This is a genomic window from Deltaproteobacteria bacterium, assembly GCA_016180855.1.
GTDB lineage: Bacteria > UBA10199 > UBA10199 > JACPAL01 > JACPAL01 > JACPAL01.
Window position 1 is genome coordinate 155,955 of record JACPAL010000010.1, and the last position, 20,955, is coordinate 176,909.

Sequence of the window (20,955 nt, forward strand, 5' to 3'; positions counted from 1 at the left end):
TATAACTATAAGCACAAGAGGATATATTCTCATATGCTCATTATTAGATTGATAAATCAAGCAAGAAATGTATATCCTCCAGGCCCGTTTTCGAAGATTCAAAGGGAACTATTTATGGATCTGAGTGTGCGAGATCTGGTGCGACTCTTTCAGGTCTCCGAAAAGACAATTTACCGCTGGATCAAGGAGAAGGAGCTTCCGACCTACAAGGTCCACGATCAGTATCGCTTTAGTCGTTCCACACTTTTGGAATGGGCGCGAAGCCAACGGATCGCGATTCCACCGGAGGCGTTTCAGGAGGAATTCGAGCGGGGTGAGGTGTCGCTTTCTCAAGCAATCGTCCAGGGTGGAATCCACTATCAGGTGTCGGGCAAGACCCGGGAAGAGGTGATTTGTTCGATCGCCCGTCTCCCCAAACTCCCCTTGGGATTGACCGCGGAGGATTTGGCATCGCTTCTGCTTGCTCGGGAGAGTCTCTCGTCGACCGGGATCGGCCAAGGCATTGCAATCCCTCATGTGAAAGACCCGATTGTCTTGCCGATCAAAGTGCCGTCGGTCTCCGTCTGTTTTTTGGAGAAACCGATCAATTTTGAGGCGATTGATGGGGCGCCTGTCCATACCTTTTTTCTCCTCCTCTCCCCAACGATCCGGGATCACCTAAGACTTTTATCCAAGATAGCCTTTATTATCCACGATCCGGTTGTTCTGGGAATGATGATTCAGCGAGAGTCACAGGAGAGGCTTCTCACAAAAATCAACGCGGTGGAGGCGAATCTTCCGAAGGAGCCGAAACGATGACTTTATTTCTGGTCGCCGTCGGTCTTCTGCTCTGTGCCTCGGTTTTCTCCTTTGCTGCGGGGGGAAAAACGGTGCGGAAGTTCTTTGGGTGTGCGGGTGTCTTTGCTGGATCGATGATCGGCCTGATCTTCTCCCTGCGGGCCCTCGTCCGGGGAGAATCGGAAACGATCAGCCTGGGGTCACCTCTTCCGGCGCTGACGCTCGCTTTAGGCATTGATCCCTTAAGCGCCTATTTTCTCGTTGCTGTTTTTGGGCTTTCGCTTCTCGCTGCACTTTATGCCTGGGGGTATCTCGAGGACCAGGAATCTTTACTGCCGAGTCTCCCGTTTTTTCCGCTTCTGGTTGCCTCAATGGCAACCGTCGTGGCGGTCCGCGATGGATTTTTTTTCCTCATTGTTTGGGAAGTGATGTCTCTTGCCTCTTTCTTTCTTGTCACGGCCGAGCATGGTCTGCGTGGGGCCCGCCATGCGGGATGGATCTATTTGATTGCCACTCACCTGGCGACCGCCTTTCTGATGGCGTTTTTCATCCTTCTCTGTAAAAAGACGGGATCGTTTGCCTTCGACAGTTTTGTCGATCGTGCTTTTCCTTCCCCCTTCTTCACCAGCCTCCTTTTTTTCTTTGCCTTGATCGGTTTTGGTACGAAGGCGGGAATTTTTCCCTTTCACGTCTGGCTCCCGCATGCTCATTCGGCGGCACCCAGTTACATCTCCGCTCTGATGTCCGGTGTCATGATCAAGACGGGGATCTATGGGCTCTTAAGAGTCTTGACTTTCCTTGGGACTCCGCCGGTCTGGTGGGGAAGTGTCTTGATCCTGCTCGGACTCTTCTCCGCTTTTCTCGGTATCCTCCATGCCTTGGTGCAAAAGGATCTGAAGCGCTTGCTAGCCTACTCCAGCATTGAGAACATTGGGATCATCATGGTCGGGATGGGACTCGGAGTCATCGGTATGGCCGAAAAGAATTCACTGATCATGCTTCTCGGTTTCGGTGGGGCCCTGTTCCACGTCTGGAATCATGCCCTTTTCAAGGGACTCCTTTTTTTTGGGGCAGGAAGTGTTATCCACGCTACCCACTCACGAATCCTTGAACGGTTGGGCGGACTCTTGAAAAAAATGCCGGTGACGGGCACCACTTTTTTCATGGGGGCTGTGGCTCTCTGCGGTCTTCCACCCCTCAATGGTTTTGTGAGTGAATGGTTGATTTATTGGGGGGGCTTTCATGGGCTTTCAACGCTCTCTCACCTGCCATTCTTTTTATCGGTTGCCGCCGTTATTGGGATCGCCTTTGCGGGAGGATTGGCCATCGTCTGTTTTTCGAAGGCCTTTGGTGTTGTTTTTTTGGGGGAACCGAGGGGGACAAAAATTAATGAGGTTCAAGAAGCGACCCTCTCTGAAAGAATCGCCATGGGGATGTTGGCCCTCCTCTGTGGCATTTTGGGGCTCTTTTCCAACCTCATCTGGCCGCTTATTGAGCAGACCACGGCAACCCTTGATCCCCTGATTCTCGACCCAGCCCATGAGGTTGTCGTGCCTCTCCTCTCCCTCAGCAGAATTTTTATCCTCCTTCTTGGTCTTTTCCTGATTCTTTGGGTGATTCGTGCCTTGATTTTCCGGACGAGGGCTGTTCGCAAATCGGTCACGTGGGATTGCGGTTTTGCCCTTCCCTCTGCTCGAATGCAGTACACCGGTGCCTCCCTGGTTGAGCCGCTGATGAACTTTTTCAAACCGATTTTGAGAGTTGAGACACGTTGTGAGAGGCCGAGAGGACTTTTTCCAAAAGAGACCTGTTTTGAACAACAGGTTGAGGACCTTGCGGAGCATGGGATCTTTCGTCCGTTGTTTCAAAAGATTTCCGATCTCTTTTCGGCCTTGAGGGCACTTCAGGGCAGTCATGTTCAAAATTATCTTGTCCTGATTTTTGGCGCCCTGATTTTTTTGATCCTGTGGGAGGTCTGGTTTGGAATCTGAATTTTTCTCTCTCATCACCCCTCTTCTGATCTTAACGGGGACCCCTCCATTCTTCCTGGGGGTGATTGCGAAGACGAAGGCGTTTTTTGCAGGACGGAAAGGACCCCCTCTCTTGCAGGCGTATTATGATCTTGCAAAACTCCTTCGGAAGGGGGCCGTTGTGAGCCGGAGTGCCTCTTGGCTCCTCCGTATCGCCCCCGTGGCAATCCTTGCCTCCCTTCTGGTTGCGGGACTTCTTCTCCCGATCGTGGGAGAGGCACCTCTTCACTTCGAAGGAGATCTGATTCTTTTTGCCTATCTGCTTGCGGTTGGTCGTTTCTTTACGATCCTGGCGGCGCAGGATGTTGGTTCAAGCTTTGAAGGGATGGGGGCCAGTCGCGAGGCGGCCTTTGGGGCGTTGTCGGAACTCTCCTTCTTTTTGGGACTCCTCGTCTTGTCGATCTTGCACGGGACGGTTTCCTTAAATGGCCTCTTTGAGGCAACCTCCTCCCGCCTCCTGGTGGCCCCGGTGATCTTTCTCCTTTTCGGGACTTTTTTTTTCACCCTCTTGACGGAAAATTCCAGGATGCCGATCGATGATCCGACGACCCATCTGGAACTCACAATGATTCACGAGGTCATGATTTTGGATTACTCGGGACCAGACCTGGGGCTGATTCTCTACGGCGCTTCGGTGAAGCTCTTCCTCTTTATGGTTTTTGTATCCCAGATCCTTTGGCCTCCTGTCGGCTATCTTGGCCCTTTAGCGATCGGCGCGCTCCTTCTTAAGGTGACGGGTGTGGCGATTGGAATCGGTGTTGTCGAGGCAGCGGTTGCGCGTCTTCGATTGATAAAGATTCCACAACTTCTCATCGCCAATTTTGTCGTTACTGCTCTGGCCCTGCTCGTGATGCTTTTTGGAAAGGGGATCGGATGAACTGGATCTTGATTGGGGTTCTCCTCTCCGCCTTTTTTATTCTCGGCATCTCCCGACTTTCGGCCTGCATCCGCGCCGTTGCGTTTCAAGGGGCCTTGCTTTCGGTTCTTCCGATCTTTGTGAAGGGGTGGAACGACCCTCATGCCCTTTTTCTCTTCGGTGGAACCCTCATCATCAAGGCGATGGTGATTCCATCCCTTCTCTTCCGTTCCATCCGCGAGGCGACCATCCGTGAGGAGGCGGAGCCGATCGTCAGTCTCCACCTTTCTCTTTTGGGGGGAGGGGGAATCATGGTGGCCGCCTTTTCAAGCCTGAACGCCCTCCCGCATCTTGCCCCCCCTTTTTCGCCCCTTTTTATTCCTGCAGCGCTCTCGATTGTCCTGATCGGTCTCTTCCTCCTCATCTCGCGAACCAAGGCGATCAGCCAGGTGATCGGGTTCCTCGTGCTGGACAACGGGATTTTTCTCTTCGGGATGACGCTCGTTGCCGAGTTTCCGATGACCGTCGAGCTGGGGGTTCTCCTGGATCTCCTGGTGGGGGTCTTCGTGATGGGGATTATGATTTATCACATCAACCGGACGTTCGACCATATTGATACGGGGGCCTTGGCGACCCTGAGGGATACCGAATGATTGCCATTTCATTGGTCAGCATTCCGGTATTTTTGGGGTTTGGGATCCTCTTTTTTAGAAAAGAGGAACAGAGGAGGCTTCGCCGTCGAATACTTCTGGGAGGGGCGGTCTTTCATCTCGTCGGCACCGCCGCCCTTCATCTTTCAGAACCTCAAGCGTTGGGGGAGCTGTTTATCACCGTCGATTCACTCGGTCTCCTTTTCCTGTCGATCACGAGTCTTCTTTTTTTTCTCGTTGCCCTTTATGCCCAAGGCTATTTTCATCATGAGCATGAAGTGCCACGAGAGGGTGTAAGTCATCTCTTTGTTCCGTGCATGTTCTTCTTTCTGGCAGCGATGACGCTTGTGACTGTGACCTCACACATAGGCCTCTTGTGGGTTGCGATCGAGGCGACAACACTCGCCTCGGCACCGCTTATCTATTACCATCGTCACCACCAGGCCCTGGAGGCAGCCTGGAAGTATCTCCTCATCTGTTCCGTTGGTATTGCCCTGGCGTTCTTGGGGATCTTCTTTACGGCCGTCGCAGCGAAGGGGACGGGGATCCATCTCTTCGTCTCTTCACTCTCTGCCCAGGCAGGATCCATGGACCCTCGTTGGCTCCGGATCGGTTTTCTCCTGGTTCTCGTCGGATTCGGGACGAAGGTGGGGCTTGCCCCCTTGCACAACTGGCTCCCGGACGCCCATAGTGAGGCGCCGTCACCCGTCTCGGCCCTTCTCTCGGGGGCCCTCTTGAATTGTGCCTTCCTGGGGATCCTGCGCTTTTATCAAATCTTGATAGCCGCAGGGCTCGCGGAGTTTGCCCAAAAACTCCTTATCCTCCTGGGTCTCATTTCACTTTTTGTTGCCGCCCTCTTCATCAGCGGTCAGCGTGATTACAAGCGGATGCTCGCCTACTCCAGCATCGAGCATATGGGGATCCTCGCCCTTGCGGTTGGGATCGGGGCCGATTTTGCGGGTCTCCTCCATGCGGTCAATCATTCTCTGACAAAGGCGCTTTTGTTTCTGGTTGCGGGACAGATCCTCATTCTCTATCGGACAAAGATTGCCTCCGATGTTCATGGTCTTCTGAAAACAATCCCGCCTACCGGCTTCCTTTGGGTCTTCGGCGGGTTGGCGATTATCGGAACACCCCCGTTCAGTCTCTTCGTGAGTGAATTCTTGATCCTCAAGGCCGGCCTTGCCCGAGGGCATTTTGTCGCTATGGGCCTCTACCTTCTCTTTTTGGGAATTATCTTTGTCTCCTTCTCGAGGATTCTCTTCGCCATGGTTCAAGGGGATCGACGGGAACTGCCTGTTAAAACCGTTCCTTGGTCGATGCTCTTTTCGCCGGCGTTTCTCGCCGCCTTCGTGCTCCTTTTTGGTCTCTATCTTCCGCAACCGGTCGTCGTGATTCTCAGGGAAGCGGCCCGTCTTATTCGGGGTGTCTCATGAACCGGTTTTCAAGCCTTCAGAATGCCCTCCCACTCTCTATTCAAGAGATCCCCGTGATGGACCTTGATTCCTGGCGGAATGAAATCCTTAAAATCTGTCGTGAGTCCAAAGGGAGACTCATCGCCCTCTTCTCTGCCCCGGCAGGAAAGGTCTCGCGGCTCTTTGGGGTCGTGGGAATTGATCAGCATGGAGAGCTCCGAGTCGGTGCGACGGACCTTGGTCCTAACAGGAGTTATGCTTCGCTTACCCCGGAGCTCCCCGAGGCGCATCTCTTTGAAAGGGAGCTCTTTGAGGAAGAGGGGATCCTGCCAGAGGGTCACCCTTGGCGGAAGCCGGTCCGAAAACATGAAACCGGCCCCGAAGGGGCGTATCCTTTTTACGAAATTGCGGGAGAGGAGATCCATGAGGTGGCCGTTGGGCCGGTGCATGCCGGGATCATCGAACCGGGACACTTTCGTTTTCAATGCCACGGGGAAAAGGTCCTGCACCTTGAAATTCGGCTTGGATACCAGCATCGCGGTGTTGAAAAGCTTCTTCCGAAATCAAAACCGACTCGGCGTGCTGTCCTCGCCGAATCGGTTGCGGGAGACACGGTAGTTGGTCATGCCTTGACCTACGCCCACGCCATTGAGGCGCTTGCCGGCAGGTCGGTTCCTCAAAGGGCCAAGTGGCTTCGCGTTGTGGTGCTCGAATTGGAAAGACTCTCTAATCACATTGGCGATCTGGGAGCCTTGGGGGCGGATATCGGTTTTCTCCCTGCCTCGGCCTATTTTGGAAGGCTTCGCGGAGAATTCTTAAATCTCCTCATGGAACTCACCGGAAACCGATACGGCCGCTCGTTTATTCGACCGGGTGGGGTCCTCACGGATCTTTCTGAAAAAAAACGGGTGGATTTTCAACGACGACTCGCCGTGACATCGCGCGAAATTCGCGAGGTGGCCGATCTCTTTTTTTCGACCTCATCGGTCCTCGCGCGTCTCGAGCATACCGGCGTGGTGACCCGCGAGATCGCTCAGTCTCTCGGTCTGGTCGGTCCTGCCGCACGGGCAAGCAATCTCATACGTGACATTAGGCACGACTATCCAACCGGGGCGTATCGTTTCCACTACATCCCTCCCGTCCGGCTTACCTCAGGGGATGTCTATGCACGGGCAAGGATCCGGTCTCTGGAGGGCAAGCGGTCGTTGGAGTTTCTTGAGGAGGCGCTCAAAGCGCTTCCCCCTGACAAGATTTTTCATCTCTGTGAGGGGTTGCAAGCCTCTTCCCTGGTTGTCAGTTTGATCGAGGGGTGGCGTGGCGAAATTGCCCATATTGCGATGACCGATGCCCGAGGGGAGATTGATCGTTACAAGATTGTCGATCCATCGTTTCACAACTGGATGGGGCTCTCTCTTGCAATGCGTGACGGACAGATCTCCGACTTTCCACTTTGTAACAAGAGCTTCAATCTTTCGTACGCCGGGCACGATTTGTAGGAGAGAAGAAAAAAGTGTGGGACCTTCTTAAAAATCGGTGGAAACAAAGGTACAGGACGCAACCCTTTCCTCCAAGAGAGTTGCTGCCGGAGCCGTTTCGCGGGAGACCGGTTATTGATCCGAAGAGATGTGAGGACGGCTGCCGGCGGTGTGCCGAGGTCTGTCCCACAAGTGCCATTTTGGCCTCTCCGCTCCGGCTCGATCTTGGCCGATGCCTCTTTTGTCAGGAGTGTGTGTTGGCCTGTCCTGAAGGGGCGATCACTTACTCTCAGGACCATCGGATGGCGATCGGAAACAAAACGGATCTTCTCTTGACCGGAGAGGAGATAAAGCTTGCCCAGGCCTTGGATCAAAAGATGCGAAAACTCTTTGGGCGATCTCTCAAGCTCCGGGAGGTCTGCGCCGGAAGCTGCAACGGCTGCGATCTGGAGCTCCAGGCCTTGAATAATGTCGTTTTCGATCTCTCCCGATTCGGGATCCAGTTTGTCGCCTCGCCCCGTCATGCCGACGGACTTGTGATTACGGGACCTGTTACGAAAAACATGACGCTTGCCTTGATGAAGAGCTACGAGGCGGTGCCGGATCCGAAGATTGTGATTGCGGTCGGGGCCTGCGCGATCAGCGGTGGACCGTTTGAGGGGAGTCCTGAGGTCTTAAATGGGGCGGACGGGACAGTGCCGGTTGATCTCTATATCCCAGGTTGTCCGCCACATCCCCTTACGATCCTGGATGGACTTCTGAGATTGTTAGGCAGGATCGAGGAGGAGGATCACCCCTTGAAATCCATATAAATTCCATGTAGACGCCTCCCGTTCATGTCAGACGATTTTGAATCAGCGGTATCCTCCTGGACCTCCCAGCTTGAAAAGGGGGGACGGGATGTGCTCGAAAAGGCACATTCCTGGGAACTGTACGAGCAGACCGTAGCGACCGGTTTCTATCCCTATTTTCAGGCATTGGATGAGAATCAGGGCCCGATTGCGCGCTATGAAGGGCGACAGATCCTCATGTTCGGCTCCAATAATTATCTGGGACTCACGACCCATCCCAAGGTGCGTGAGGCGGCGGTCCAGGCGGTTCGACAGTACGGGACGAGCATGACCGGTTCACGCTTTTTGAACGGGACCCTTAAACTCCACGAGGAACTCGAGGGACGACTGGCCGAGTTTTTTGGCAAGGAATCGGCGCTTGTCTTTGCCACCGGCTATCAGGCGAACCTCGGGATGCTGACCGCCTTGATTAACAGGGAGTCGGTCGCCGTTGTCGATAAGTATGCCCACGCCTCGGTTCACGACGGGTGTCGTTTGATGCAGGGTGAAAGCATTCTTTTTAAACATAACGATTGTATCGATGCCGAGCGGGTTTTATCCGACATCCCTCCCGATCGTGGTGCCTTGCTCGTCGTCGATGGTGTTTACAGTATGGAGGGGGATCTGGCTCCACTGCCGGATCTGGTCCGTTTAGCCAGAAAATACAAGATCAGGATCGCCGTCGATGATGCCCACGGTCTTGGTGTGATGGGACCGGGGGGAAAAGGGACGACACATTATTATGGTGTTCAGGATGAGGTCGATCTTTTGGTCGGGACCTTCAGTAAATCACTGGCCTCGATCGGCGGTTTTGTCGCCTCGGACAAAAAGACGATCGACTTCATAAAGCATTTCGGTCGTCCCATGATTTTTTCCGCATCACTCGCCCCTTCTTGCACCGCTGCGGCGTTGGTGGCGCTTGAGATCTTGGAAAATGAACCGGAGCGGGCCGATCAGGTCCGGAAAAATAGCTCCTTCTTGAAGAGAGGCCTGGATGAGATCGGCTACGAAACTGGTCAGGCGGCGTCAGCGGTTGTTCCTGTTATCATAGGAGATAGCATCAAGACGTTCATGATCTGGAAGGAATTGATGGACCTGGGTGTTTATACCAATCCGGTCCTCTATCCCGCGGTTGCCAAGGGGCGGGAGCTGTTACGGGTCAGCTGTCTTGCCACTCATACACGGGACCATCTCCATCAGGCGCTCGATATTTTCAGAAAGGTCGCCCAGAATTATGAAATCGGTTCACGTTGAGCCTGTCGTCAGCAAGAGACAGCTCAAGGAGTTTATTAAGCTACCGTGGCGGATTTATGAGTCGGACCCCGCGTGGATTCCTCCTTTGATTCAAGAGAGGCTCGATTTTTTAAATCCAAAAAAGAATCCCTTTTTTGAACATGCGGATGTCCAGCTTTTTTTGGCCTACAAAAACGGCGAGCTAGTTGGCAGGACTTCTGTGCAGATTGATCACCTCTTCAACCAGATTCATAAGGAGAAAACCGGTTTTTTTGGATTCTTTGAGTCCGAAAATGATCCCGAAATTGCGGTCGCCTTGATCAAAAAATGCGAAGGCTGGCTCAAAGAGAAGGGGATGACAAAGGTTCGTGGCCCTTTTAGTTTTTCCTCAATGGATGAGTGCGGTTTTTTGGTCGACGGTTTTCAATATGCACCTTTTATCCTTACAGCCCACAGTACCCCCTATTATCCTGCCCTGGCGGAACAGGCCGGCTTGGGGAAGGTGAAGGATCTCTACTGTTGGAAATACGACGGGAGGAATCCGATTCCCGAAATGCCGCTCGCGATTGCCGAAGAGGTACGGAAACATCCGGGGCTTGTCGTGCGAGAGGTCGATCCAGGACACCTCGAACGGGATGTTCGGATTATCATGGATGTTTTTAACTCCGCCTGGTCTCAAAACTGGGGGTTTGTTCCGATGACCGAGGCGGAGCTCAAAAAGGCGGCGCAGGATTTTAAATTGATTCTTGAGCCGACGATGGCGTTGATTGCCGAGGTCGATGGGAAACCGGCCGCAATCTCATTATCTCTTCCTAACATTAATCAAGCGATTCGGGATCTCGATGGGAAGCTCTTCCCGTTGGGTCTATTGAAACTCCTCTACCGGGTGAAGCGGAAAAAAATCAGCGGCTATCGGCTCATCGCGCTTGGAGTTAAGAAGGAGTTTCGTGGTTCCGTCCTCGGTGGTCTTTCTGTCCTCCTCTATGTTGAGATGCACCGGCGTGGCAAAAAACTGGGGCTTAAAGAGTGTGAGCTCTCTTGGACATTGGAAGATAACGAAAAGATCAACACGGGTATCGAATTTATGGGAGGAGAACGATATAAAACCTATCGCATCTACGAGAAAACGTTATGACAACAACCCTTCAACAAGCCCTTATTAAAGCTGGTTTGGTCAAAAAGGAACAGGCCGACAGGATTCAGAAGGCCAAGGTCCCTGCGAGAGTCCATTCATCGGCCAAGCCCAAGTCCGTCGGATTTATTGAGCGCAAACATCTCCATCATATCCGGACCGACTGTGAGGCGTGCGGAAAGAACTCGCCCGATGTTGAGTATTACGAACATCAAAACAAAAGCCTCGCCAGGAAATGGCTCTGTGTGCAGTGTGCCGATACCCACAACATTCTGGACACCTATCGCCAGACGATGCAGAGCTCCCATGCCCAAAGCAAGCTATTCCGGCGTCAGTACGGTCCGACCAAGGTCTTTAAATGATACCAAAGAAGGCATTTGTCACCGGCGCGACCGGTTTCTTGGGGAGTCATCTCATTGACCGGCTCCTCGAGAAGGGATGGGAGGTTCATGCCTTGGTCCGCAAGTCGTCCAATCTCCGCTGGCTTTCGGGGAAAAAGATCAATCTTTATTACGGTGATGTTGTTGGCGATCTTGCGGCCCTCCGGGAAGGTCTTAAAGAGGTCGATCTCTGCTTTCATTTGGCCGGTGTCATCCGGGCAGCAAGGCCCTCTGACTATGACAAGGTTAATGCCGAGGGGACCCGGAACGTCCTCGAGTCGTTGCTTCAAGTCAACCCCAAGGTGGGGAAGGTTGTTGTGGTGACGAGTTTGGCCGCCTCCGGTCCCGCACAGAATGGGAGGCCACTCAACGAGACAGATGACTGTCGTCCGGTCACCGATTATGGGAAGAGCAAGCTCAAGGCCGAAAAAATAGCGATGAGCTATTGTGACAGGCTACCGGTCACGATTATCCGCCCTCCTGGCATTTATGGTCCGCGTGACACCCAGATTTACCACTATTTTAAGATGGCAACGCGAGGTTTTATTATTCTCCCGCGAGGAGGCGAGCGAAGGCTGAACCTTGTGCACTCGGACGATGTCGTTCAAGGGATTCTGTTGGCCGCTGAAAGCCCACAATCAACCGGCGAGACTTTTTTTATTGGAGACGGTGAGAATTACAGTTGGGAAGAGATTGTGGATCAGGTTTCGGCGGCCGTCCGGCCCCGAGGCGTTTTCAAACTGAGGCTTCCCAAGTCGATGGGCTATCTTCTGGGGGGGTGTGGTGAAATTTTCATGCGGCTGACCGGTCAGATAATCCCGATCAACCTCACCAACATAAAAAATTTTTTCAAAGGAAACTGGATTTTGGATATCGGCAAGGCCCGGCGAATTCTTGGTTATAGGCCGACCCATCCACTGGCCGAAGGACTTCAGGAGACCGCGGCGTGGTATCGCAAGCAGGGCTGGCTTTAGCCCATCCTATTCCTGAGATCTTCTACTGCGGCTGGCTACAAGGCCATGGGACTGCGTTCTCGGGTCAAAAAGTCCTCGACATAGCGCACGGCTATGCCTCCGGGCTTTTTGACCCTGCGGCCTTGCCCCCTGGCCTTTCGCTCGACCTCGCAACGAACATCCCAGGAATAGGATGGGTTAGTGGAATTAAGCGGTTTTTGATTCGATCAATCCAACAATCCCTTCCGCCGAGTTCAGTGAACTTTCCGCCAATTTTTTATCAGGAGAGACACCCCGTAAGGCCCCTGCGGCATCCGGATATTTTAATGGGACATAATATTCCGAAAGTTTTTTTAGAGTACCGATATGCTCATCCAGCCAGTCCACCTGCATGAGTTTCAAGAGACGGATTAACCCATGATCCTTAGGATAGCTTTTGTCTTGATAGACAAGATATCCTTTCATCGCCTTCTCAACGGCCTGCTGCGATAGAACACAAACATGAGAGAAGAAACCATCTCGGAGACCTGCTTTTGCAAACGCCAGATCGTCTCTCGCATAGTCAAACCATTCCTCATGCAGCTTTTTCATAGAGTATTTTCCCTCTCTTTACAATTTCATCACGAAAAAATGGTCTTTCTTTGACTGCCTTGGCAAACTCGTCGGGTGTATAAACAAGGAAATCGATGTCGATATCATAATTGAGAAGATCGACCAATTGATCAACTCTCTTAAAGTAGCTAAGAGAGGTCTCCTTGATGACCACCATATCGATATCCGAATTAGGCCCCACATGGTCGGTTGCTGCAGAACCGAAGAGAATTACCTTTTCCGGATCGTAATATTTCTTCAGATCGTCGAGGACCTGTTTCACATTTCTTTCAATCTCCTCCCGTCTTTTAAGATCCGATATCATCAGAACTTCGGGATTTTTATCCTCTCGCATCTTTTCGATGATTGATTTTATTTCTACGGTGAAAGGATATTTTTGATTCCAGCGATAGAAGGCGGTCCCTGTCCTCTCGACCTTTTCGAGAAGACCACCCTTTGTGAGATATTTCAGCTCAAGCCCGACTGCATACGGGGATTCTTTGATCTCAGTTGCAACCTGTTGGGGGTAAAATTCATAGGACGAATTTATCGTAAATAAGGCTATTATCTTCCGCCGGACGGCTGATTTAACCAATAAATCAAACATATTATATATATACAATAAATTTGTATATTTAACAAATTAATTTTTATCCGCCTCCGCCAGAAAACCCCGCCGTCTTGCGGGGAGCTTCATTTCTGACTGGCAGGCCGAAGTAGTTTAGATCAGGAGCAGCAGGCCTCTTTATCTTTCTTGCGGCAAAAAATCAGTGCATCAATGGAATAGCAACCGGCGCCTGTGAGCAACAGCGAGAGGGCGGTTCCGCCGTAGAGGAATGCCATCTCTTTGTGGTCCCATGGATCGGTCGCATGAAAGACAAAGAAGGCGGTCCCCATCGTGAAAAGGATCAGGAAGGAAGCAAGGCGTGTGAAAAGGCCCAAGGCGAGAAGAACACCTCCGACCCCTTCGCTCAACGCGGCGGCCCAGGCGAAAACGAGGGGGAAGGGGAGCCCCAGCTTTGCCGTCACCACGCCATCGGCAAATCCCTGCATATCCCCGTTGATCTTGCCCCAACCGTGCAGGGCAATACCATAGCCAATGAGAACTCTTAAGGTGAGCAACCCGAGTGCTTCGAGACGGGCCTTCCAAGGACAGTGTACCATATAGTTATTCCCCCTTTGTTGGTTAGAGATCTGGAAAGAAAAATCTGATTTCAACCTTTGCCGTTTCCGGTCCATCCGACCCGTGAACGACATTTGCGTCGATGCTTGTTGCAAAATCGCGCCGAATCGTCCCCGGGGCCGCCTTCTGCGGATCGGTTGCCCCCATGACCTCCCGGTTTTTGGTAATGGCGTTGTCCCCCTCAAGGACTGAAACAAAGACAGGTCCTGAGGTCATATATTTTACAAGAGATTCGTAAAACGGCCTTCCCCGATGAACGGCATAGAACTCCTGGGCCTGATTTTTTGTGAGATGGATCATTCGGGCGGCGACAATCTTTAACTCCACCTTTTCAAAACGTTTCAAGCATTCCCCGATGAGGTTTTTGCCAACGCCATCCGGCTTGATAATCGACAGCGTTCTTTCTTTAGGCACGATAAATCTCCTTAAGACAGGGTGCGATCTCTACGAGACTTCTTGCCACACGAACCCCCGCTAACTCAAGTGCTTTTACCTTTTCCTTTGCGGTTCCCTTACCGCCGGCAATGATCGCTCCGGCGTGACCCATTCGCTTTCCCGGAGGGGCCGTCATTCCGGCGATAAAAGAGACGACCGGCTTTTTGACAGCTCTTTTGATGTAATCGGCCGCCTCTTCTTCAGCGTTCCCTCCAATCTCACCGATCATCACGATCGCCTCGGTCATCGGATCTTCATTGAAGAGTTTCAGGCAGTCGACAAAACTGGTCCCGGGGACAGGATCTCCCCCGATTCCGATACAAGTCGACTGCCCGAGCCCCATTCTCGTAACCTGGTCGACTGCTTCATAGGTGAGGGTTCCTGAACGTGAAACAACCCCCACCTTTCCCGGTTTATGAATGTGGCCTGGCATGATCCCGATCTTGCATTCGCCCGGTGTAATGATACCAGGGCAATTGGGGCCAATGAGTCGAGTTTTTCCCCCCATCATGTTTCTCTTGATCCGCACCATGTCGAGCACCGGGATTCCTTCTGTAATACAGACGACGAGATCGAGTTCGGCCTCCACGGCCTCCTGAATTGCTGTGGCGGCGAACTTTGGGGGGACATACACAACGGAAGTGGTTGCCCCCGTCTTTTCCTTCGCCTCCCGGACCGAATTGAAGATCGGTATCCCCTCAAACTCCTGTCCCCCTTTGCCGGGGACCACGCCGGCAACGACCCTTGTTCCGTAAGCGATACACTGCCGCGTGTGAAACTGTGCCGTAGTACCCGTGATTCCCTGGGTGAGGGCCTTCGTATTTTTATTAATGAGAATGGACATCGTTTTTAATGCACCATCTTGACCACTTTTTCCGCAGCTTTTCCAAGATGGTCCTCCGCAATGAGGGCCAGACCGGAATCCGCGAGAATTTTCTTCCCGAGATCGACATTAGTCCCCTGGAGTCTTACAACGACCGGAACCTTCAAGTGGACCTCTTTGGCGGCCGCTACAATCCCTTGGGCGATCGTATCGCATTTCATAATGCCGCCGAAGATATTGACAAGAATCGCCTTCACCTTTGGGTCGGCCAAAATAATCTTGAAGGCGTTCGTGACTTGCTCGGCAGTCGCTCCGCCTCCGACATCAAGAAAATTGGCCGGCTCTCCCCCTGCGAGCTTGATGATATCCATTGTGGCCATCGCAAGTCCGGCCCCGTTGACCATGCAACCGATCGTACCGTTCAAGCTGATGTAGGAAAGCCCATGCTTTTTGGCCTCGACCTCCTTCGGATCCTCTTCCTCCAGATCACGCCACGATTCAAATTCAGGGTGGCGGAAAAGGGCGTTGTCATCAAAATTAATTTTTGCGTCCAGTGCCAGCAGTTCACCCTCTTCCGTCACAACCAGCGGATTAATTTCCAGGAGAGAACAGTCAGACTGCAAATAGGCCTGATACAATGATTTAACAAATGGGAGAAATTGTCTGGTCAGTGTCCTATCAAACCCCAGTTTTTGGGCGATCCTTTCCGCCTCTTTTTCGTCGACTCCCGTCAGGGGGTCGACGGCGATCTTGAGGATCTTTTCAGGACTCTTCTCGGCGACCTCTTCGATTTCAACGCCCCCGTCCGAGCTCGCCATGAGGGTGACCCGCGACGTCACGCGATCCAAGACGGCCCCTAGATACAATTCCCTTTTGATCTGACAGCCTCTCTCAATGAGGAGGCGTTTGACAATTTTCCCCTCCGGTCCTGTCTGGTGCGTGACGAGCTTCATCCCAAAAATATTTCTTATGTGTGATACGGCCTCTTCCTCGGTTTTTGCTACCTTGACTCCACCTCCCTTGCCTCGTCCGCCGGCGTGAATCTGGGCCTTGACGACGAGAGGAAGCGGGAGACGCTTGGCAATCCGGAGCGCCTCATCGATTGAAAAGGCGGCTTGGCCTTCAGGAACCGGGACGCCGAACTTTTTGAGAAGCTCCTTCCCCTGATATTCGTGAATTTTCATTAAGGCAGGCTTCTAGCAAATAAGGGAGCCGTGGTGCAACCAGAATTAGGTCAGCTACATGTATTTAGTCTCTAATGGCAAAGAAAAAAGGATAAAGATCGTACCAAGGGGCCGGGCTTGTTCTTTTTTGATAATATTTTGCCCCCGACTCGGATAAGGTCCAAACCCAATCGGAGTTGGCGTCGTAATCCAGATTTTCAAGTCCAGCAGGGCCTTCATAAATTATTTCGCTTTGTGGAAAACCTCTGTCGTTGGGACCATTATAGGTTAATCGAACGATGTGGCTCGGATTATCCCCATAACTTGTGGTAACATAAAACTCATATTTATCTCCATCTGCGTTTTTGAGAGCGACCCCCTGAATTTTAAATGTTTGTCGTGGTCCTTTAAAAATATAAAGGGGGTTTGGATTTAATCCTCCGCCCGATTCAAAACGGTAGCCAAATATTTGCACTGGGTTTTCTTCATCAAACTTCCCTGTCCAGAGAATCGGTTGATGCAAGTGATCTTCGCTGATCGATAAGAATGAAAAAAAATTGTCTGTGCTGAAGGAATCGGCATCTTTGTAAAGCTCCGTAAATCCCCATCCGTTTTTGTTTATTTTGCCCCGGGTTATGGGAAAGCGGTGTATCTCTCCTCTGTCGGGGATGTAAAAGGCCTCCTCATGCCAAGCCACTCCCCCAACATGCCCAAAGTAACCGACATCGGGTGTTTCATAGAGGGCATAAACATGATTTAATTTTCCTTCCTGATCCATTTTTGCAATGAGAGAGGGTTGACGCTCTTCTTCATCGGCGACATTTTTATAATAAAAGGAGAGATAAAAAGAATCCCCCACTTTGTCGATTCCTTGGGGAATATAATGATAATTTAAGAGTGGGAGTGGTAATCTTTTTCTGACTTTTTCTTCGTTGCCATATTTGCTGATTGTTTTGCTGAGGCGGTGATCGAGGAGTTCCGTGTTTGAAAGATAGTCGTGATAAGAGGGCATTCCTTGATGGGGGGAATTGTCTTGAGGCATCAGGTTGAGTTTTAAATAGTTGTCGATTCCTGCCGCATAGTTGCGAACGGTGAGGGAATAGAGATAACCCTCATAATAGTCTCCCTGCCAATTTTTGCCCACAAGAGGTTTGTTCTTGCTCTGTCGTACTTTCCAAAATCCGCCCTTGTTTTCCTCGGCGACCTGTTCCCCATTGATAAAAAGCTGGCAAGAAAATTGATCATTTGTTTCTTTACATCGCAAAGCAACCCGCTGCCACTGATCTAACTTGATGAGATCGCCTGTTATTGTGAAGAGTTGGCGGCCTCCAAAATAGACTGATCGTAACCACGTTTGTCCAACCAAAGATCCATTTTTAATCATCAATGCAAATCCCGTTTCGCCAGAAATGTTTGTAAAAATGGGTCGTAGGTTGTCGACGCGTCTGGGAGAAAGGAAGGCTTCAATGGTATAGGAAGAGCGTTCATTCGAATCGTTCGTGTTGATTGCTTCCCTTCCCTGGATATAGCCATCGCCATCAAACAAGGTAAAATAATATTTTGGAAGGGAACCGGGGGCATCGAAAGTGATGATTTGTGTTTCATCTTTTTCGGTGGGCGAAATCCAAACGGGCCTTGGTGAAAAGTGTGGACGATAACGAAAGAGAACGCGGTGGTTATATTGGGTTCTTTCTTGGGCAATCAATGGTGTAGCAAGAAACAAGTGGAGCGTTACAAAAAACAGAATCGAAAACTTAAACATTTGAAAATTATACAAAACAACCAGGACTTTAGCAAACATTCCTAGGTAGGTAGGTGGTGTCCAAGTCAAGCCGGGATCATATCTTCTCCGACGAGGGACCTCTTCCTCCACTCGTCAAGGGAGACCTCATCATGAAGCGCCTTGTCGATCGAGCGATGGAGCTCGTCCAGACCGAACGGCTTGATGAGACAGTCGTAGATGCCGAGCCGCATTGCCTCCTCCAGATCGAGGGAGTCGACAAAACCGGTAATCAATATCACTTTTGTGTCAGGTGAAAAATCCTTAAGATGTTTGATTGCCTTGAGACCATCGAGACGGGGCATCTTGTAATCAACGATGGCCGCATCGAAACTCTTCCCCTTGCACATAAACAGAAATTCCTCTCCGTCAAAGGCGCATTTGACCTCATACCCTATTTTCTCGAGGAAACGCTGGAGCCCGTAGACCAGTATCTTGTTGTCATCGGCAATGATAATACTACTCATCTTGAAACCCTCCTGCCTGACTCTGTAGCAAACAGGATGCCAGTGGTCTCTTTCCCCACCAACCTCTTTGAAATAAAGGGCTATCTTTAAAACCCGATGCCCGGTTGTCTCTCTTCCGATCAGAACCTGTTTTCCGGATTCGGAAATGTTTATCCGGTTGCATCGATTTCCGGAAATGCAGTATGAGGAGCGATTCCATGGGGCTCAAAAACTTTGAGAGACTAAAAAACCTAAGCAGTTGGAGAAAACTCTCGATTGCTACTTGGCGTGCCCCCAACGATCCAACCGTCTATGGGCAGCTACCAATCGATTTCACCGCCTGTCGTGCCTATCTGGAGAAGATCAACAAGGACTCCGATATCAAGATTACGGTAACACATCTCGTTGCCAAGGCGGTGGCGCTTGCCCTGCGCAGTTTTCCGGATTTAAACGGGATCATCCGATGGAGAAGGATTTATATCCGAAAGACCGTCGATATCAGTCTGCAGGTCGCTATTGAACAGAAAGGGAGGGCAGAGAAACCGGATCTTTCAGCCGCCAAGGTGGAGAATTGTGATGAAAAGAGCCTCCAGCAGATCGCACGGGAGCTTAAGAAGAAGAGTGAGAGCATCCGTACGGGGAACGATCCCCAATTTCGCTCGACCTTGAGGATGCTTGATCTGCTCCCACCGCTCCTCCTTACCTGGGCCGTCAAGCTCATGGTCTTTTTGACCTTTGATCTGGGGCTCGCCTTTCCGCGTCTTGGACTTCCACGCGATCCATTCGGTTCGGCGATGGTGACAAGCGTCGGGATGCTCCGGGTTCCGTCCGGTTTTGCGCCTCTCGTTCCGTTATCTCGTGTTCCGATCATTGTCTGTGCCGGTGAGGTGAAGGATCAACCGTGGGTTATAGAGGGTCAGCTCGTCGTTCGTCCCGTGCTTGATCTGAGCTTCACCTTCGATCATCGCTTTATTGATGGACTGACCGGTTCGCGAATGGCCAATTATCTTCGAGGAATCATCGAGAACCCCGACAAGTTTTTTTAACGATTTAAGATCGCCGTAGAAATCATGAGAGCAAGTCCGGCGACCATCCCGATACCACCCGTCCATCGCAGTGCAGAGATCGGAAAGAGGTGTGGCCTTCCGCGGACGAAAAAAATGCGGTAATGGACTCGAATCGCACAGCCCAGTAGAGTCAGAATTCCTGAGAGGCAGAACAGGGCGATACCGGTTTTCGAAAACGGATAGAACGGATCCCTCTCCATTTTCCAATGAAGCGTGGGGGGATCTGGATACTGAATTTCTATTTCCTCCAGAAAAGCGGCAGCCCCTCCGTCTGACATCGCGTCGATCGATCGGAGCCATCCGTCATAATAAGGCGGATCGACGCCCAGGCCATGCCATGGCGTCTGTTTTCCAACGAGCTCGGCAAAAAATTCTATTTCATCCGAGAGGCTGTATTCTGACGGAAAGTAGTCGGCCAGCCGATAGTGATTCCAGAGCCGGTCAAGCTCCTTTGAGTCGTCCTTGGAGAGCTCGTTCGTCCGGAGATCCGGATTTATGATAATTTTCCTCAAAAACGTGAGGTCTTTTTGATTATCTGTGACGCCCGCCTCATCGAGCGCCTTCTCTGCATAGCGAAGAAAAAGGTGTGGCATTGCATCGGGCAGTAGAGGATTGCTGTAATAAAGGGCATGGGCGAGCTCATGCGAAATCGTTGTACTGTGTGTGCTCTTCGTGCCAGCATCGTACTTTGCCGGATGGCTCAGAAGGAAAATCGCTCTGTCATCTGTGCAATGCAAGCCATCAGCATTTTCATCTTCGACAAAACGCTCTTCGATGACATCTTTACACAAGTCGCCAATTCCATTGGACTCGGCGAGCATTTCAAGCTCCTGGGCACTACCAAGGTAGAACCGGATCGATTCATAAGGGGCAAGATGGACGAATGGTGCAATGGAGGCGGCTCCGAGCAGGTTGTCAAGGACCTCGGCCTCACGGATCGAAACGGTCCCCTGAGCCGTCTGAAGGGTGATCGTTTTTCCATCGATCATGACGAATCTGTTCCCTATGACAATTTTATGGCGTGCCAGAAACTGATCGATACTCCTGTAAAACGCGTGGCGCTGTTCCGGATGCTGGTACGAAAATGTCTTTTCTGTTGGAGCAGTACGGAGTTGGTTCGAATCGCTGATTCTGAGACTATGGGATAATGGGTCCTGACCGGGTGGCACGATCCAGCTGTCGATAACACGGAGGTAGGGGGTGTTACCGATCTGCCATTCTGTCTCCAGTCTTCCCATCGAATGGGATTGATCCGCCGCCGTCAAATAGAAATCTTTCTGGCGGACCGTCTTTCCGTTTGGAGAGGTGACACGCAAAGTGACAGACCAGTGATACCCCTCATCCTTCGGTCCCCTCACAAGATCAAAAAATTCTACGAGGCCGTCCTCTCTTTCGACTCGATATTGACGGTAACCATGGCGGGAGTGGTAAAGACCCTCGGTTGGAAGGATCAATATGGTTCCAGCATCAACGCTTAGCAGGTCCTGGCCGGCAATGGAATCTGTCACGAGCCTTTCCTTTGAGAGTTCGCCGGTGACCAGGAATGCCTGCAATTGTTGGAGGAGTTCTGGTTTGTCTGCAACCAGGCTGTGCCCAAACTCATCATAAAGGGTGATGGAATCCTCTGCGTTGATTGTATTGGGATCGCTCCCACGGGAGAAGAGGGAACCCGAGGAGAGCTCAAGCCCCCGTCTCCGGAGGTAGGTTGGATGAATAGAAAAGTCCGCCATGGGTCG

Annotated in this window: 21 protein-coding genes; 12 read left to right on the top strand and 9 right to left on the bottom strand. The window is 51.5% G+C overall.

The window, feature by feature from the left end; genetic code table 11:
• Positions 1-114: 114 nt before the first annotated feature.
• From HYT77_06130 to HYT77_06180, 11 genes are read left to right on the top strand one after another with little or no spacing between them, the layout of a single operon-like run.
• On the top strand, positions 115-798 hold the full coding sequence (locus HYT77_06130; protein MBI2067568.1) for a PTS sugar transporter subunit IIA: 684 nt from the start codon (positions 115-117) through the stop codon (positions 796-798).
• The gene (locus HYT77_06135) at positions 795-2,768 is read left to right on the top strand and encodes a hydrogenase (protein ID MBI2067569.1); all 1,974 of its coding nucleotides are present in this window, start codon (positions 795-797) and stop codon (positions 2,766-2,768) included. The genes HYT77_06130 and HYT77_06135 overlap by 4 nt, the downstream gene beginning before the upstream one ends.
• 13 nt (positions 2,769-2,781) lie before the next feature.
• Entirely contained in the window at positions 2,782-3,684 is a 903-nt protein-coding gene (locus tag HYT77_06140; GenBank protein MBI2067570.1) for an NADH-quinone oxidoreductase subunit H, read from the top strand.
• Positions 3,681-4,316 carry a hydrogenase gene (locus tag HYT77_06145; GenBank protein MBI2067571.1) on the top strand — a complete coding sequence of 212 codons (636 nt, stop codon included), beginning with the start codon at positions 3,681-3,683 and terminating at the stop codon, positions 4,314-4,316. Before HYT77_06140 ends, HYT77_06145 begins: the two co-directional genes overlap by 4 nt.
• Entirely contained in the window at positions 4,313-5,749 is a 1,437-nt protein-coding gene (locus HYT77_06150; protein MBI2067572.1) for an NADH dehydrogenase FAD-containing subunit, read from the top strand. The genes HYT77_06145 and HYT77_06150 overlap by 4 nt, the downstream gene beginning before the upstream one ends.
• A complete protein-coding gene (locus tag HYT77_06155; protein MBI2067573.1) occupies positions 5,746-7,224 on the top strand; it encodes a hydrogenase in 1,479 nt (492 codons plus the stop codon). The genes HYT77_06150 and HYT77_06155 overlap by 4 nt, the downstream gene beginning before the upstream one ends.
• A 14-nt stretch (positions 7,225-7,238) precedes the next feature.
• A complete protein-coding gene (gene nuoB / locus HYT77_06160) occupies positions 7,239-8,015 on the top strand; it encodes an NADH-quinone oxidoreductase subunit NuoB (protein MBI2067574.1) in 777 nt (258 codons plus the stop codon).
• Positions 8,016-8,039: 24 nt separating this feature from the next.
• Positions 8,040-9,287, top strand: coding sequence for a pyridoxal phosphate-dependent aminotransferase family protein (locus HYT77_06165; protein ID MBI2067575.1), 1,248 nt, complete (start codon positions 8,040-8,042; stop codon positions 9,285-9,287).
• A complete protein-coding gene (locus tag HYT77_06170) occupies positions 9,268-10,401 on the top strand; it encodes an N-acetyltransferase (GenBank protein ID MBI2067576.1) in 1,134 nt (377 codons plus the stop codon). The genes HYT77_06165 and HYT77_06170 overlap by 20 nt, the downstream gene beginning before the upstream one ends.
• Positions 10,398-10,760 (top strand): hypothetical protein, encoded by a 363-nt coding sequence (locus HYT77_06175; protein ID MBI2067577.1) that lies wholly within the window; start codon positions 10,398-10,400, stop codon positions 10,758-10,760. Before HYT77_06170 ends, HYT77_06175 begins: the two co-directional genes overlap by 4 nt.
• A complete protein-coding gene (locus HYT77_06180) occupies positions 10,757-11,752 on the top strand; it encodes an NAD-dependent epimerase/dehydratase family protein (GenBank protein ID MBI2067578.1) in 996 nt (331 codons plus the stop codon). Before HYT77_06175 ends, HYT77_06180 begins: the two co-directional genes overlap by 4 nt.
• Before the next feature lie 186 nt (positions 11,753-11,938).
• On the opposite strand, the gene HYT77_06185 is transcribed toward HYT77_06180, so the two are convergent.
• The 8 genes from HYT77_06185 to HYT77_06220 all read right to left on the bottom strand — a co-directional run bounded on the left by HYT77_06185 (position 11,939) and on the right by HYT77_06220 (position 18,173).
• Complete coding sequence (locus HYT77_06185) at positions 11,939-12,322, bottom strand: HEPN domain-containing protein (GenBank protein ID MBI2067579.1); 384 nt, start codon at positions 12,320-12,322, stop codon at positions 11,939-11,941.
• Complete coding sequence (locus HYT77_06190) at positions 12,306-12,929, bottom strand: nucleotidyltransferase domain-containing protein (GenBank protein MBI2067580.1); 624 nt, start codon at positions 12,927-12,929, stop codon at positions 12,306-12,308. The genes HYT77_06185 and HYT77_06190 overlap by 17 nt, the downstream gene beginning before the upstream one ends.
• Before the next feature lie 119 nt (positions 12,930-13,048).
• Positions 13,049-13,486: a DoxX family protein gene (locus HYT77_06195; GenBank protein ID MBI2067581.1), complete on the bottom strand. Its 438-nt coding sequence runs from the start codon at positions 13,484-13,486 to the stop codon at positions 13,049-13,051.
• A gap of 22 nt (positions 13,487-13,508) precedes the next feature.
• Positions 13,509-13,919 (bottom strand): nucleoside-diphosphate kinase, encoded by a 411-nt coding sequence (ndk, locus tag HYT77_06200; protein MBI2067582.1) that lies wholly within the window; start codon positions 13,917-13,919, stop codon positions 13,509-13,511.
• Positions 13,912-14,784: a succinate--CoA ligase subunit alpha gene (sucD, locus tag HYT77_06205; protein ID MBI2067583.1), complete on the bottom strand. Its 873-nt coding sequence runs from the start codon at positions 14,782-14,784 to the stop codon at positions 13,912-13,914. Before sucD ends, ndk begins: the two co-directional genes overlap by 8 nt.
• A gap of 5 nt (positions 14,785-14,789) precedes the next feature.
• Positions 14,790-15,947, bottom strand: a complete 1,158-nt coding sequence (gene sucC, locus HYT77_06210; GenBank protein MBI2067584.1) for an ADP-forming succinate--CoA ligase subunit beta — start codon at positions 15,945-15,947, stop codon at positions 14,790-14,792.
• Between the two features lie 64 nt (positions 15,948-16,011).
• Complete coding sequence (locus HYT77_06215) at positions 16,012-17,688, bottom strand: hypothetical protein (protein ID MBI2067585.1); 1,677 nt, start codon at positions 17,686-17,688, stop codon at positions 16,012-16,014.
• A 65-nt stretch (positions 17,689-17,753) separates the two neighbouring features.
• Positions 17,754-18,173 (bottom strand): response regulator, encoded by a 420-nt coding sequence (locus HYT77_06220; protein ID MBI2067586.1) that lies wholly within the window; start codon positions 18,171-18,173, stop codon positions 17,754-17,756.
• Positions 18,174-18,370: 197 nt separating this feature from the next.
• Between HYT77_06220 and HYT77_06225 the strand changes: the two genes are divergently transcribed.
• Complete coding sequence (locus HYT77_06225; GenBank protein MBI2067587.1) at positions 18,371-19,198, top strand: 2-oxo acid dehydrogenase subunit E2; 828 nt, start codon at positions 18,371-18,373, stop codon at positions 19,196-19,198.
• Here HYT77_06225 and HYT77_06230 read toward each other — a convergent pair.
• Positions 19,195-20,949, bottom strand: coding sequence for a hypothetical protein (locus tag HYT77_06230; protein MBI2067588.1), 1,755 nt, complete (start codon positions 20,947-20,949; stop codon positions 19,195-19,197). The two genes, HYT77_06225 and HYT77_06230, sit on opposite strands and share 4 nt — an antisense overlap.
• Positions 20,950-20,955 lie beyond the last annotated feature (6 nt).